Source organism: Natronorubrum halalkaliphilum (assembly GCF_009834785.1).
GTDB lineage: Archaea > Halobacteriota > Halobacteria > Halobacteriales > Natrialbaceae > Natronorubrum > Natronorubrum halalkaliphilum.
On record NZ_WUYX01000053.1, the window covers coordinates 168039 to 181527 of the forward strand.

General features: G+C 62.9%; 16 protein-coding genes. 10 read left to right on the plus strand and 6 right to left on the minus strand.

The window, feature by feature from the left end; translation table 11 throughout:
* Window positions 1-7 precede the first annotated feature (7 nt).
* Window positions 8-1864, plus strand: coding sequence for an ATP-binding protein (locus GS429_RS16400; RefSeq protein WP_160066419.1), 1857 nt, complete (start codon window positions 8-10; stop codon window positions 1862-1864).
* A gap of 45 nt (window positions 1865-1909) precedes the next feature.
* Here the strand turns inward: GS429_RS16400 and GS429_RS16405 are convergent, their stop codons facing one another.
* Window positions 1910-2539 carry an alpha/beta hydrolase gene (locus GS429_RS16405; protein WP_160066420.1) on the minus strand — a complete coding sequence of 210 codons (630 nt, stop codon included), beginning with the start codon at window positions 2537-2539 and terminating at the stop codon, window positions 1910-1912.
* A gap of 120 nt (window positions 2540-2659) precedes the next feature.
* Here GS429_RS16405 and GS429_RS16410 point away from each other — a divergent pair, with 120 nt between their 5' ends.
* Window positions 2660-3505, plus strand: coding sequence for a PspA/IM30 family protein (locus tag GS429_RS16410; RefSeq protein WP_160066421.1), 846 nt, complete (start codon window positions 2660-2662; stop codon window positions 3503-3505).
* A 119-nt stretch (window positions 3506-3624) separates the two neighbouring features.
* Window positions 3625-3990, plus strand: coding sequence for a hypothetical protein (locus GS429_RS16415; RefSeq protein WP_160066422.1), 366 nt, complete (start codon window positions 3625-3627; stop codon window positions 3988-3990).
* Window positions 3991-4011: 21 nt separating this feature from the next.
* On the opposite strand, the gene GS429_RS16420 is transcribed toward GS429_RS16415, so the two are convergent.
* Window positions 4012-4584: an HPP family protein gene (locus tag GS429_RS16420; RefSeq protein ID WP_328821440.1), complete on the minus strand. Its 573-nt coding sequence runs from the start codon at window positions 4582-4584 to the stop codon at window positions 4012-4014.
* Between the two features lie 242 nt (window positions 4585-4826).
* On the opposite strand from GS429_RS16420, the gene GS429_RS16425 reads away from it, so the two are divergent.
* The gene (locus GS429_RS16425) at window positions 4827-5288 is read left to right on the plus strand and encodes a cupredoxin domain-containing protein (protein WP_328821441.1); all 462 of its coding nucleotides are present in this window, start codon (window positions 4827-4829) and stop codon (window positions 5286-5288) included.
* A 52-nt stretch (window positions 5289-5340) separates the two neighbouring features.
* Here GS429_RS16425 and GS429_RS16430 read toward each other — a convergent pair whose 3' ends face one another.
* Complete coding sequence (locus GS429_RS16430; protein WP_160066424.1) at window positions 5341-5841, minus strand: FxLYD domain-containing protein; 501 nt, start codon at window positions 5839-5841, stop codon at window positions 5341-5343.
* A gap of 239 nt (window positions 5842-6080) precedes the next feature.
* Between GS429_RS16430 and GS429_RS16435 the strand changes: the two genes are divergently transcribed.
* Together GS429_RS16435 and GS429_RS16440 are read left to right on the plus strand one after the other, a co-directional pair.
* Window positions 6081-7172, plus strand: a complete 1092-nt coding sequence (locus tag GS429_RS16435; RefSeq protein ID WP_160066425.1) for a DUF7972 family membrane protein — start codon at window positions 6081-6083, stop codon at window positions 7170-7172.
* 314 nt (window positions 7173-7486) lie between these two features.
* On the plus strand, window positions 7487-7747 hold the full coding sequence (locus tag GS429_RS16440; RefSeq protein ID WP_160066426.1) for a DUF7972 family membrane protein: 261 nt from the start codon (window positions 7487-7489) through the stop codon (window positions 7745-7747).
* Window positions 7748-7801: 54 nt separating this feature from the next.
* Here the strand turns inward: GS429_RS16440 and GS429_RS16445 are convergent, their stop codons facing one another.
* A complete protein-coding gene (locus GS429_RS16445; protein WP_160066427.1) occupies window positions 7802-8374 on the minus strand; it encodes a hypothetical protein in 573 nt (190 codons plus the stop codon).
* 317 nt (window positions 8375-8691) lie between these two features.
* Between GS429_RS16445 and GS429_RS16450 the strand changes: the two genes are divergently transcribed.
* The 3 genes from GS429_RS16450 to GS429_RS16460 all read left to right on the plus strand — a co-directional run bounded on the left by GS429_RS16450 (window position 8692) and on the right by GS429_RS16460 (window position 11187).
* Window positions 8692-9723, plus strand: coding sequence for a DUF7972 family membrane protein (locus GS429_RS16450; protein WP_160066428.1), 1032 nt, complete (start codon window positions 8692-8694; stop codon window positions 9721-9723).
* A gap of 93 nt (window positions 9724-9816) precedes the next feature.
* On the plus strand, window positions 9817-10854 hold the full coding sequence (locus tag GS429_RS16455) for a DUF7972 family membrane protein (protein WP_160066429.1): 1038 nt from the start codon (window positions 9817-9819) through the stop codon (window positions 10852-10854).
* Between the two features lie 48 nt (window positions 10855-10902).
* Complete coding sequence (locus GS429_RS16460) at window positions 10903-11187, plus strand: DUF7967 family protein (RefSeq protein WP_160066430.1); 285 nt, start codon at window positions 10903-10905, stop codon at window positions 11185-11187.
* A gap of 167 nt (window positions 11188-11354) precedes the next feature.
* On the opposite strand, the gene GS429_RS16465 is transcribed toward GS429_RS16460, so the two are convergent.
* Entirely contained in the window at window positions 11355-11699 is a 345-nt protein-coding gene (locus tag GS429_RS16465) for a cupin domain-containing protein (RefSeq protein ID WP_160066431.1), read from the minus strand.
* Window positions 11700-11962: 263 nt separating this feature from the next.
* On the opposite strand from GS429_RS16465, the gene GS429_RS16470 reads away from it, so the two are divergent.
* Window positions 11963-12421, plus strand: coding sequence for an ATP-binding protein (locus tag GS429_RS16470; protein WP_328821447.1), 459 nt, complete (start codon window positions 11963-11965; stop codon window positions 12419-12421).
* 30 nt (window positions 12422-12451) lie between these two features.
* Here GS429_RS16470 and GS429_RS16475 read toward each other — a convergent pair whose 3' ends face one another.
* On the minus strand, window positions 12452-13426 hold the full coding sequence (locus tag GS429_RS16475) for a hypothetical protein (protein WP_160066432.1): 975 nt from the start codon (window positions 13424-13426) through the stop codon (window positions 12452-12454).
* Window positions 13427-13489: the final 63 nt, after the last annotated feature.

Here is a 13489-nt window from a genome sequence, read left to right on the forward strand (position 1 = left end):
ACCTGATATGACCGATCTGGGTGACTTCGGCGAATTCAACGCCGATTCGGATGCCGATTCCGGTGCGACAGACGACGTGGCGACCGATACCGAGGAAACGGGATCGTCCGCGTCCAGTACCGACGCACCGACAGGTGAGAACGGGAACTCGAGCGACGACTTCGAACCCACGCCCGTCGAACCGCGCGGCGAGGACGTCGGTATCGGCACGATCTGCGTCTCCCAGGGACTGCGCATCGCCGAGGACGAAGACGACACGACGCTGCGCGCGTACGTCACGCAGGGGAACCGGTCGTCGATCCGCATCGGGAGCTACCTGCTCGCGCCCTATCCCGACGGAGAGACGCTTTTCTGTCGGATTACGGGCCTCGAGTACGCCCAGCAGTACCACGCCGACGATGCGACGGAGATCCACGCACGCCGGGCGATGCGAACGGACGAGGTCGACGAGGCCGATTACAAGTTCGTCGCGAGTCTCGAACCGGTCGCCGTGCTGTATGACGATGACGGCGAATTAAAACGGCGGATGACCGACCGCGTTCCCAAACCCCAGACGGTGATCCGGACGGCCGACGACACGGAAGAGATCAAGACCGGACTGAAAATGCCCGAAGACGGCGTCTTTCTCGGACACCTTTCGGTCGGCGGGGAGAAAGTGAGAACCGCGGCGTCGCCGCCGACGATCGATTACCGGCTGAAAGACGACTACGAGGCCGGCGACCCGCTCGTCTTTCGCCACACGCTGATCGCCGGCGGGACGGGCTCCGGGAAGACCCACGGCGCGAAGAACATTCTCCGACAGTATCTCGCCGACGGCCGGACGTATCCCATGGACGACGGCCGCGAGGTCGGTACCGCGGTCGTCCAGTTCGACCCCCAAGACGAGTACGCCCAGATGCACGACGACAACGCCGGGCTGGACGACGACTTCGCGCGGCGACTCGAGCGCGAGGGAATCGCCTACGGTGGTCACGAGGACACGACGGCGTTCGTTCCGAAGGTCGGATCGGCGTCGTACTCGGCCGGCCACCACCGCGCGGAGCAGGTCGAGTTCACGATCCCGTTTTCGATGGTCCACGAGAATCCGTGGCTGGTGGCGGGGAGCGGGCTGAACGACAATCAGTACGGCGCGCTCGTCAGCGTCCTCCTGCCGCGGTTCCGAAAGCAGTACGGGGACGGCGGCACCTACGAGGAGTTCACGACGTTCCTCGACGACCCCGCGCTGCGCGAGGAACTCGACGAGTCCGGGCGCGTTCACGAGGCGACCTTCGACGCCGTCCGCCGTCGCGTGCTCGGCTTCGGTCACGTCTTCGACCAGGACGCGCGGCCGATCACGGAACTCGTCCACGAGTTCGTCCGGCCCGGCGGGCTGACCGTCGTCCCGACCTACCACATCAACGATACCCGGGCGACGGAGGCGATCGTCCTCGCGGTCTCCTCGCTGCTGATCGACCAGAAGCTCTCGAACGATCCGACCTACGACCGGATCAAGGAGACGCCGCTCGTCCTCGGGATGGATGAGGCCCACAACTTCCTGACCGACGCCGATTCGGTGCAGGCGGGCAAGGTCATCCGGAAGTTCACCGAAGCGGCCAAACAGGGCCGCAAGGAGCGACTCGGCCTCTTTCTCATCACGCAGGATCCGCAGGACATCCACGACGCGGTCTTCAAGCAGATCAACACGACGATCGTCCTCAACCTCGGCGACGAGGACGCCATCAAGAGCGTGAACATCCCGAGCAACCTCGAGTCGAAGGTGCCCTACATGGAGAAGGGGCAGATGGTCGTCTACTCGCCGGACAACTCCGAACCCGTCGAGTTGATCGGGCTCTCGAAGTGTCTGACCCGTCACGGCCGAGAGTAAGCAGAAGGCCAAAATCGAAGCGGCATGCTGTAGTTCGAGCCGGGATCACCCCGACTCGAGCAGCGTCCGCTCGAAAAAGTCCCCGACTTCGTCGGCGATCGTCTCGTTCTTGCTGACGAAAAAGTGATCGGACGGCAGTGCGGTGACCGCGTCACCGCGCGCTCGAGCGCGCTCGACGATCGGTTCCCAGTCGACGGTCGAATCCCGTTCGCCGTAGCAAACCTGTACCGGACACGCGAGGTCCTCGAGGGCTGCGAGTGCATCGAGATCGGCGGCGATACGGGCCGTCGGTGCGAGGGTGGAGACGGCGGCGACTTCGCGGTCGACGTCGGCGGCTGCGAGCAGGGCCAGGCTCCCACCGAAGCTGTAGCCGAACAGGCCGATCGGGACGGCGGTATCGTAACGGTCGGCGGCCCATCGAACGGCGTTACGGACGTCTTCGCGCTCGCCGTAGCCGTCGTCCCACGGCCCGTAATCGAAGCGGAGACAGGCGACGCCGGTCTCGCGAAGCCGCTCGCTCACCGCGACGAGACGAGAGTCGGTTCGGCTGCCGCCGTGTTGGGGGTGTGGCGGACAGGCGACGACGATCGCATTCGGGTCACCACCGCCGCTGCCGCCCGGTTCCTCGAGCGTCCCGCGGACGTCGCGACCACCGGGAACGAGCACGTCGGTCATGGCTCACCCGTCACCGCGAGGGATAATCAAATCAGCGAGAGAGACCGGTCACGGGGTCGGTTTCGTCGCTGACTGTCGTTGATGTGATGTTTTTAAGGGTAACGAGCGATACGTACGAGTATGGGCATCCTCTCTCGGACCTCCTACGTCATCCGGTCGAAGATCAACTCGGTGCTCAACCGGGCCGAGGATCCGACCGAAACGCTCGACTACTCCTACGAGCAAATGCGCGACCAGCTCCAGCAGGTCAAACGCGGTATCGCCGACTTGACAACGCAGAAAAAGCGCCTCGAGATGCAGAAACGACGCCTCGAGGACAACGTCGATAAACACAACGAACAGGCCCGAACGGCGGTCCAGCAGGGCCGAGAAGATCTGGCGCGACGCGCCCTGGAAAAGAAGAAGACGAAGATGAACCAGATCGAGGATCTGGAACGCCAGATCTCGCAGCTTCAGAGCCAACAGGACAGCCTGATCGATCAGAAAGACGAACTCCAGACCCGCATCGAGGAGTTCCGCACGAAAAAGGAGACGATGAAAGCCCGCCACGAGGCCGCCAAGGCGAGTTCGACGGTATCGGAGGCCATGACGGCCACGGGCGAAGAGTTCGAAGACGTCGGCCGCGCGATCGAACGCGCCGAGGAGCAAACCGAGGACATGGAGGCGCGGGCCGCCGCCCTCGACGAACTCCACGAGTCCGGCGCGTTCGACGACGTGCTCTCGGACAAGGACAGCATCGACCGCGAACTCGAGGAGCTCTCGACCGGCAGCGGCGTCGAAGCCGAACTCGAGACGCTCAAATCCGATATGGGTCAGTCAGACTCGGAATCGGGAGCAGCGTCGGAGCCGGCATCCGATGTGGACGCCGAGGTCGACGAGGACGAACTCGAGGACCTCGAGGCCGACGTCGACGACAGCGAAGTCGAGGCCGAACTCGCGGAGCTACAGGACGAAGAAAACACGTAATCCACGCGCTCGAGAGAGTGGGTCTCGTCATGGCCCCCGATTGTGTCCAATGCCACGGCCGCTCGCTCACAATGTATAGAAGGGGAACGACTACCACGGTCGGCGTGTAATCGGTCCCTATGGCATCGGAACCGGGGTTCGATTCACTCTCGCTCACGAATCAGGTTGTCCTGCTCGGCGTCGCCGAGTTGCACCGATCTGACGAAACGCCAGTCCAGACGCACGTGCTTCGACACGCGTGTACGACCCAACTCGAGGCGATCGATACCGAGGTCGTCGGCACGCTCACCGAAGCTGACGTTATGCGCTCGTTGTACCGACTCGAAGACGAGGGGTTCGTCGAGGAAATCGAAACGGACCAGGTGTCACCGACCGGAAAGGGACGGCCGGCATACACCCTCGACGTGCCCGTCGAGACGGTCTACGAAAGTGTCGACGACGAACTCATCGAGGACGATCTCGACCCAGATCTCGAACTCGAGTGAGGCGACTCGAGTCGCAAACTACTACTCCCGCGCGTCTCGCGGTTTGAACCCGAACCGCTTGGCGAGCGTCGAGATAACGCGGTCGTGGAGATACCAGAGGATGGCGACGGCGACCACGATGATAGCCGCGTCCTCGATCCCGCCCATCAGGCCGAGCGCGACGATCAAAGTCGTCGCACAGGCCGCCGCGTGGTTCGTCTTCGTCAGGAGCATCGTGGTCGTCGTGAGCATCATCGCGATCGTCGCACTCGCCATCAGGTAGACGAGTTCCCACGAGAAGGCGATATCGGGACGGTCGAAGACGACGTACGCGCTCACTTCGTTGCCGACCAGCGCGTACGCGATCATCCCGCAGACGACGGCGACGGCGTGGCCGCCGATCACGTGGTAGCCGCCTTCCGCCCGCGGCTGTTCACCGGTCGCCATCAGATACGCCGACGGCCCGAGGCTCGGAAACAGAAACGGCCGACCGGTAACCAGCGTTATCATCCCGAGAACCGTAAAGTGAAGAAAGACGTTAACGGTCGCGCTATACTCGTCTTTCAGATCGAAATCGGCGTCCGGATCTTCGATCTCGAGATCGACGTCTGGCACGTGGGTCGAAACGACGATGTGGACGGTCAAAAACGCTCGCGCTGCAGGTCGATACGTCGGCTATCGGTGTTAAAATAGCGAATCGGCGAGCGGACACGCGGGGCGACGTAGCGTAGCGCCCGCGTTCTTTTGACGCTCGCCAACCAACCCTCTTTGTGAGCGGACGACGAACCCGACGACGGCTGTTGACGACGAGCGTCACCGCTTTCGCGACCGGTTTCGCCGGTTGTCTGAGAGGACCGGTGGGCGATGACGATCCCGATCTTGGGGACCCCAAACCGTACGTCGAGGTCGAACTCTCGAGCAGCGGCGACGAGCACGTCGATCCGCCGGTCGTCCACCTCGTCGACGGCGGAACCGTCGAATGGGTCGCCAACGACGGCGATCACGAGATCGCCGCGTATCATCCCGACAGCCACGGCACTCAACAGCGAATTCCCGGCGACGCCGAGCCGTGGACCAGCGGCGAGTTGGCTCCGGGGGACTCGTTCGACCGCATCTTTGACGTCGAAGGCGTCTTCGATTACGTCTCAACGCCCTACGAATCCGAGGGCGCGGTCGGCAGTATTGTCGTCGGCTGGCCGGATCCGGACGAAGCGCCGGCCCTCGAGGAACCGGTCGAGACGTATCCCGATGCCGCCGTTGACGCACTCGAGCAGCGCAACGACCGGGTTCGAGACCTGCTCGAGGAAGTCCACGAGTGACAACGGCGTCCAGACTTGGTTCCGTTCCTCGGGACCGAACGTCCGACGGGACTTACGTCGGCGTTCCGAGTGCCGTAATATCGTAGTCGGCGATATCCTCGGGCGACTCGAGGATGACGACCTGAAACTCCCAGTCCTCCTCGCCCTCCAGATCGCCGGTCGTATCGAGATAGCGGCCGAGTTGCTCGCCTTCGTCGTTGTACACCCGAACGCGGACCTCTACGAATTCGACTCGATCGCCGCCCGCGTTTTCGACGGTTCCCTGGACGGTCGAACCGTGGTAGTCGTCCTCGAAGACGAACTCGTGATCGGTAAGCGAAATTACGTCAAGCGGCGTGACCCCTTCGTTGATCTCCTGTTCGGCGAGGGACTGCGCCGCCGTCATCTGCTCGGGCGAACGTTCGTCGCCGTCGATCTCCCCGACGTCACCGGACTCGTACTCGGGATCACCGTCGATACTGGCGCCGTCGCCGGTACACCCAGCGAGGGCCGTTCCCGTTCCGGCACCGAGTGCGGCGAGGACGCGTCGGCGACTCAGTGCCGGTCGCGTCATCGTTTCCGACCCCGCGTTCGGCGCTGCAATCGCGGTAGCGGGCGTTTTGCGTGACTCGTCATGATCGGATCGACAGTACGGACGCATTTCAGTGTAGGCCTTGAACCGTCAGTTTCCGGCGGTACTCGATGACGACCGAGACCCCGGAATCGGTTCGAACTCGTCACAGTACGGCGACGAACACGATATCAGTGTGTGCAACGCAGGCGCTTATTGTCGGCTGCGGTAACTGTGAGGATATGGGGTCTTCCGAGGCCGACGAAACGCTAGAGTCCTACGGAGCCGACATCGGACAACGGACGGACTCGGCTACGCGAGTCAAAGAGTGGATACTGGTCGATGGGGACCGACTATTCATCGCATCACTCATCTCCCTTGTGGTCTTTTTGCTGTTTCTCTCGCTGAACGAGATCGGATTCATCTCCTTTACCAACGACGACTCGATCACGCGACTCGCCGGCGGAATGATCGCCGGAACGTTTTCGCTGGTCACGCTCGTCGTCTCGATCAACCAGCTGATCCTCTCTCAAGAGTTCGCGTCCGCCGGCGACGCTCGCGATCAACTCGAGGGAGTACTGAACTTTCGGACCAACGTCGCCGAAGCGGCGAACGTGCCGGCGAGTCCCGCTTCGCCGTCACGTCTCCTCGAATTGCTTGTCGAGTCAAACCGATCGTACGCGAGAGAGCTTGCCGAGGCCGTCAGCGACTACGACGATCCAGAAACGAGGGAGCTGATCGTTCGGTATGCAAACACTGTCGAAGAGAACGCCGATCGCGTAGACGAAACGCTCGAGCACACGAAATTTGGAACGTTCAAGTCGGTGTCGGCCGCAATCGGCTACGACGCCGCCTGGCAGCTGTATATCGCCAGAAATCTCCACGGACGGTACGAAGAGTCGCTGTCCGACGAGGCGCTCACGAAATTGGACGCGTTAATAAATTCTCTCGAGCTGTTCGTGACGACTAGGGAACATTTCAAGACCACCTATCTGCAGAAGGAGCTTACTCGATTCTCGCAACTAACCATCTACACCGGCGTGCCGGCGATTCTATCAGCGATGATGATCGGCTTTATTTACGCGGATCTCACCGGGCCAACGATCAGCGCCGTCTACCTCCCGGTCGTCATTAGTGCGCTCGTCGCGGTCGTGGTCTTACCTCTCGCCCTCCTCACGGGGTTTATTCTCCGAACGGCGACCGTCACTCGGCGAACGGCCTCCGTCGGCCCGATGTTGCCCCAGAAGGATCCGGACGCGGGTCCGTTCGACGTCACGGACGATACTGTCGATAGCGGTGCCAGTAACAGTAACACCAACAGTAACAGCGGTTAACATATCGGGCCACCGGCCTAACCACCGGTTCCGAAAACGGGTCCGTGATCGGCGTTCCGGCGTCGTTGCCCTGATCGAACACCGACCGCCCGACGGCCCGTGTGCCAACGTTGATCGTCGCCCTCGAGTTCGCGTCGATGGCCGTCGGTGTGAGTCGTCTCGTGGCCGCTGTCGTACCGTTCGTCTCGTTCCGAGGGATCATCGTCGATACGGACGCAAATCCCGGTTGGCTCGGGCCCAATGAGGGCGGATGTGCGGCCTGTGGGCCCCGAATACCGCGAAAGCGTTTTTGACGGTGCGTGGACACCCACAGTATGAGCGACGGCGAACGATTCGACGAGGAGGTGACGCGGAGCGACCTCGTTCACGAGCGGCTTCGCGAATCGCCGCTCAAGCGGTGGATCGTTCTCGACGGCAATCGGTACACGCTCACGGCGCTGTTCTCGCTCGCCGTCTATCTCGTCTGTATCGGCATCGGCTTCGCCGGCTGGTCTACACGTTCCGGATCGCCCCCGGTCGCGAGCCACACGGCCGACTTCGGGCCGTTCGTTCCGCGCGTCGATTTCGAAGAATGAGCGCGAAAAGCGCGAAAAGCGGGCGCTGCGGACCGACGGCCGGAACCGATCCGGCTACTCTCGAGGCGAGTCGCCGGCCTCCTCAAACGGGGCGTCGACCGCTTCCGCCTCGGCTGCGATTTCGACGATCAGCGCGAACAGCGCGCCGAGCAACAGGCCGTAAAGCAGGTGTCCGACGAGCGTCCCGAAGGCGAAGGCCGGGAAGCCGGCGTCGCCGATACCGAGGGACATCCAGATCGGCAACACGATCACCGGAAGGACGGCCCAGACCGCCAGCCCGTAGACGAACCCGGCGAGTGTCAGTCGCAGGCCGGGACCCATCGCGTCGATGAAGCCGGTCTCGACGTCCGCCATGAGCGTCCCGAAGATCGGGCGTCGGGTGACGAGGAGCCCGAAGATGCTCCCGAGGACGAGTCCGTGTCCCAAGTGGAACAGCCACCCGGCGGTGCCGGCGGGCTCCAATCCGTAGATCGCGGGAATCCCTTCGGAGATGATCGTCGGATCGACCAGCCACAGGAGGACGCCGAACAGGAGCGAGCCGATCGCCCCGCCGACGGCGCCGCCGACCAACCAGTTGAGAGAGCCGCCGATACCGAACGTGGTCGGACTGTTTACTTGGAAGCTCATCGTACCGATGGAAGGACAACGACTGCAAAAAGTTCGTCACCCGTTCATCGGTTCTACGGTCCCTTACTATCGACCGGTCACGTCGATTGATCCGGTTATCGCGTATTAACTCGAGCCGGTCGACCGCCATCGACGTTCCCGGCAATGATTTCGACGGGTGACTGATACGGTTTACTGTAGTCAATGACCGCCGATCACCAGGGACGGGGTCGGTGATCGGCGGTACATAGTTACAGCAATCCGTATGAAACGACCCCGGAGCCGTCGTCTTCCGGGAAGGGTATTTTGCCCGACGATATCGTCCCGTTCACTCGTTGATGAGCGACGCGAACTCGAGCGACGATGACGGGTCGGAGGGAAAGGGTAGACTGGGTGGCCCTCGGTTGTGGGTACTGCTGCAACTGAACCGGTGGGCGTTTACGGCGACGATTCTCCTGATCGTGTACGTTGTCCTCGTCGCGTTCAGTCTGGTCGACCTCACGCCGTTGCGGACGATCGTCGAGAATCAGGACGGGATCGAATTCCTCTTTTCGGCGTTTATCGGCGCGATCATCACGGGCACCTCGATCGTCGTCACGATCAACCAGCTCGTGCTCTCCCAGGAACTCGGCGCGGTCGGCCAGCAGCGCGATCGAATGCAGGAGTCGATGGACTTCCGGCAGGACGTCGAGGATACGATCTCCGAGGACGCGAGCCCGCCGGAACCAGCCGCCTTCCTCTTCGAACTCGTCGACGGCGTCTCCGAGCGGGCAACGGAACTCGAAGAGGAGATGGAAGACGAGCGCGACGAGGAGTTGCGAGAGAAGATCGCCGACTACGTCGAAGACACGACTGGGAACGCAGAAAGCGTCAAAGAGGACCTCGAAGACGCCCAGTTCGGTTCCTTCGAGGTCATCTGGAACGCGCTCAACTTCAACTACTCGCGGAAGATCTACGACGCGCGCAAGATCCGCGACGAGCACGACGACTCGCTCTCGGACGAGGCGAGCGAGAAGATCGACCACATGATCGACACGCTGAAACTGTTCGGGCCGGCCCGCGAACACTTCAAGACGCTGTACTTCCAGTGGGAGCTGATCAACCTCTCGCGGGCGCTGCTGTACATCTCGGTGCCTGCGCTGACGGTCATGGCGATCATGATCATGTACGTCGACGGGAGCACCTTACTGGGGACGACGCTCGGCGTCGACAACCTCGTCTGGATCACCAGTGCGGGCTTCGTCGTCGGCATCTCGCCGTTCGTCGTCTTCATCACCTACATCCTGCGGATTGCCACCGTCGCCAAACGAACGCTGGCGATGGGGCCGTTCATCCTCCGGGAGTCCGAGCGGGACGAGGATCTGGGCTGATTCGCCCCGCTGTCCGGACACTGAATCACCTCGCGTCGCTGGCTGCGAGCCTGCCGTAGCTATTTCCGCCCAATCGTGGTATCCCCGCGAGCAATGAGCGGCGACGGCTCCCAGCCCAGCGACACGATGGCCGAGCGCAGCGAGGATCCCACCTGGAAACACGAGCTTCTACTGAACGCGAACCGGTGGCTCGTCACCGCGGTTCTCATGCTGTTCGTCTTCGTCGGTCTGCTCGTCATCAGCGAGGGGAGCCCCGTCTCGCTTCGGGCGCTGATGGGCGAAAAGGAGCCCGTCCACACCCTCTTCCAGGCGCTCGTCACGGCGCTGATCACCGGCGTCACCCTCGTTGTGACCATCAACTCGCTGGTGCTATCCCAGGAGCTCGGAGCCGTCGAAGACCAGCGCGGACGACTCGAGGGAGCCATCGACTTCCGCGAGGACGTCGAAAGTTCGATCGACGCGCCGATCAGCCCGCCGGAGCCGGCGTCGTTCGTCCAGTCGATCATCGCCGCCTCCGAGGAGCGCGCGACCGACTTTCGCGAGGCCGTCTCCGACAGCCGCGACGAGGAACTCAAAGACCGCGTCGACGACTTCGTCGACAACCTGACGACCCACGCCGATTCGATCCGGGACGATCTCGGCAACGCACAGTTTGGGACCTACGACGTCGTCAAAGCCGCACTGGACTACAACTACTCCTGGAAGATTTTCCGGGCGCGGCGGATCAAGAACGCCCACGTCGACTCCTTCGACGACGAGGCCCGCGAGGCCTACGACGAACTCCTCGAGTCGCTCAAACTGTTCGGCCTCGCCCGCGAACACTTCAAGACGCTGTACTTCCAGTGGGAGCTGATCAACCTCTCGCGGGCGATGATGTACGTCGCCGTTCCCGCGCTGGTCGTGGCGATGTCAATGTTGCTCTTTTTCGACGCCGACGCCGTGACCGGAACCGTACTCGGCATCGACGCGATCGTCTGGATCGTCGCCGTCACCGCGACCATCGCCGTCACGCCGTTCCTCCTGTTGATCGCCTTTATCCTGCGGATCGCGACGATGGCCAAGCGGACGCTGGCAATCGGTCCGTTTATCCTGCGGGACTCGAGTCGGGGCGAGGAGATCGACTGGGAGTAGGGTTGCTGTTAGCCCAATTACTTCGGACTCGTCGCCCAAGATATCGACATGACGAGTACCGCGTCCGATACCGTTCGCGTCTGGTTAGTCGAACGAACGTACTCCGACGACGAGCAGAATCTGATCATCCTCACTTACGCGACCACAGACGGCGAGCGCTACTTCCGCAAGGAACGCGCACTCACCTCGTTTACGGACGCTCGAGACACAACCGCCGCGGTCGACGCCGATCCCGATAATCTCGGGAGCGTCGACGATTCGGATCTACGGGAGCAGTACGCCGCCGAAGCCCGACGAATGGCGGATGCTCACGATCCTGACGACGTCATCTAACTGGTCTACCCGATTGGATCTTCCGCTGGATCAGCGAGTGACGGCGTCAACGAGAGAATCGATTGAGAGGCGGCGACACTCTCCCTTGCCAGTGTGAGCAGTACGTTCGTTTGCCGCTACACTCCGGAACAGAACCGATGGCGGCCCTGTGTCTGTCGAAAACGCGGTTACAGCGGCGCGCCGACCAACACCAGTTTCACGCGTTCGTCGCTTCGGTTGCAGATCTGGCGAGACTCCCCGGGATCGATGCGGATCAGTTCGTCTTCCTCGAGGGTCACCGTCTCGTCCGCATCGGGTAACTCGATCTCGGCGGTGCCGACGGCCACGTAGTAGATCTCTTCCTGGCCGCTGTCACTTTCGTCGTGTTCCATCCCCTTCCCGTCGGGCTCGAGTTCGAGGATCGAGAACCCGACGTGGTCGGATTCGAGCGTCTCCTTGAGGAACCACATGCCGCCCCACTCCTCGTCGATGACTGATTCCGGATCGGTTTTGGCTGCGGTGTTGTAGCCCATACGCGAGGCATCGACCGCAGCGGATAAATCGGTGGGGAAGCGGAACTCGAGACGGGGACACAGCGGGACACTACCGAACGGAGCAGTGACGAACGGCTCAACAGCGACTGGTTCGACTGATCGGTGAGAGCGGGTTCGCGGTCCGGTACCGAACTGGCAGACAGTCGGTGGTCGGGACCCAATAGGTGATCGGAACGGCTGCAACCGGTCCGACTGCTGGCGGAAGCGAACGAATCCGACGACTGTTAGGGCCCGACCCCGCTATCACCACACGTGACCGTGGCGTGATCCTCCTGATCTGCGGACCGCCGGGTGCGGGGAAGACCACGATCGCCGCGCGACTCCGTCGGCGACTCGAGTCCCGCGACCGGCCGGTTCGACTCCACCACTCCGACGACTTCTCGAGTCGGACCTACGAGCAGTTGTACGAGCGGGTCAGCGACGACCCCGCGGACGCGATTACCATCGTCGACGGGACCTTCTACCAGCGCGAGTGGCAGGTGCAGTTCGAAACGCTCGGAACCGTCCGGTTCGTCCACGTCACGGCGAGCCTCGAGACCTGCCTCGAGCGAAACCGATCGCGGTCGGATCCGATCGAAGAGCAGGGCGTCCACGTCGTGTACCGGGAGTTCGACGACCCAGAGGACGCACTCGAGATCGACACGGACGCGTGTGGGGTCGAAGCGGCCGTCGATCGGATCGTCGCTTCGCTCGATGCGTGAAACGCACCCCGTTCTCACCGCTTCCGAAGGCTACAGCCCTGGTATCAGCGCCGCGAGATCCTCCGGCCGCTGTTCCGGGACGAGGTCGTCGGGAAGGACGTCCCAGCCGAGTTCGTCGGAACCGGGCTTGGCGTCGGTTTCGAAGCCGGGATCGTCGGCGGGTTCCTGCTCGCGGTACGCCGCGGGCGGGCCGTCGTGGGCGTAGACCCCCTCGGGATGATCGACCGACCAGACGTGCATCATACACGGCGTTCGGCAGGGCAACTGCAGGTCGCCGTCGGCGAAATCCTGCTCGTAGGCCTGTCGGTAGTACCACCACGCGAAGCGTCCGGGGAGGCCGGCGTGGTAGTGCCACGGCGAACAGCGGTCGTCGCTCCCGTGGCCTTCGTGATCGTCGCTCCCGTGATTCTCGTGATCGTCGTGACCGCTATGGCCTTCGTGATCAGTCCCACCATCGGATCCAACGTCGTCTCCGTCGTCCGCATCCCCCTCGTCGTACACCGCCGGCGGCGACTCGAGCGACTCTCCGCCTCGAGTCGCGACGAACATGACACCGATCGAGCGCCACGACTCGTTGTCGACCAGCACCGACTCCGGCCGGTCGGGGTCCATGACGGTATCGTCGCCGACGTAGTCCGGATTGATCCAGTGAGACCAGCCGTCCGCGTCCCGATCGAGCGTATCGAAGTACGGTTTGTACCCCGCCTCGACCAGCGCGCCGGCATCGGGATAGCGCTCCTCGAGCGACGCCCGAACCGCCGTCTGTAGTTCGACGGTCTCCGGGTGGTCGTCGTCGCAGCCGTCCGTGCTCGCCCCCGCGCAGTGACCCATACTCGGTTCGAGCGTCGCGTCGGGACAGCGACGGTCGAACCAGTCCCGAGAGCCTCCGGTACCGCCGTCGGCACTCACCAGTCCCGTTCCCACCGCCGAAAACGCGGCCGTCCCCGCCGAAACTCGCAGAAGCGCCCGCCGCGAGACGTTCAGACTGCCGTTGCTGTCGTGCATACCAGCAACCCCACACCGACGGTCGTGGTAAACCCCAGTTAGGGATTCGCGTGACTTTCTGCT

What these genes read in the sequence shown, in the direction of transcription:
- GS429_RS16400 (WP_160066419.1), top strand. Translation starts at nt 8, where the DNA reads ATGACCGATCTGGGTGACTTCGGCGAATTCAACGCCGATTCGGATGCC.
- GS429_RS16405 (WP_160066420.1), bottom strand. Translation starts at nt 2,539, where the DNA reads ATGACCGACGTGCTCGTTCCCGGTGGTCGCGACGTCCGCGGGACGCTC.
- GS429_RS16410 (WP_160066421.1), top strand. Translation starts at nt 2,660, where the DNA reads ATGGGCATCCTCTCTCGGACCTCCTACGTCATCCGGTCGAAGATCAAC.
- GS429_RS16415 (WP_160066422.1), top strand. Translation starts at nt 3,625, where the DNA reads ATGGCATCGGAACCGGGGTTCGATTCACTCTCGCTCACGAATCAGGTT.
- GS429_RS16430 (WP_160066424.1), bottom strand. Translation starts at nt 5,841, where the DNA reads ATGACGCGACCGGCACTGAGTCGCCGACGCGTCCTCGCCGCACTCGGT.
- GS429_RS16435 (WP_160066425.1), top strand. Translation starts at nt 6,081, where the DNA reads ATGGGGTCTTCCGAGGCCGACGAAACGCTAGAGTCCTACGGAGCCGAC.
- GS429_RS16440 (WP_160066426.1), top strand. Translation starts at nt 7,487, where the DNA reads ATGAGCGACGGCGAACGATTCGACGAGGAGGTGACGCGGAGCGACCTC.
- GS429_RS16445 (WP_160066427.1), bottom strand. Translation starts at nt 8,374, where the DNA reads ATGAGCTTCCAAGTAAACAGTCCGACCACGTTCGGTATCGGCGGCTCT.
- GS429_RS16450 (WP_160066428.1), top strand. Translation starts at nt 8,692, where the DNA reads ATGAGCGACGCGAACTCGAGCGACGATGACGGGTCGGAGGGAAAGGGT.
- GS429_RS16455 (WP_160066429.1), top strand. Translation starts at nt 9,817, where the DNA reads ATGAGCGGCGACGGCTCCCAGCCCAGCGACACGATGGCCGAGCGCAGC.
- GS429_RS16460 (WP_160066430.1), top strand. Translation starts at nt 10,903, where the DNA reads ATGACGAGTACCGCGTCCGATACCGTTCGCGTCTGGTTAGTCGAACGA.
- GS429_RS16465 (WP_160066431.1), bottom strand. Translation starts at nt 11,699, where the DNA reads ATGGGCTACAACACCGCAGCCAAAACCGATCCGGAATCAGTCATCGAC.
- GS429_RS16475 (WP_160066432.1), bottom strand. Translation starts at nt 13,426, where the DNA reads ATGCACGACAGCAACGGCAGTCTGAACGTCTCGCGGCGGGCGCTTCTG.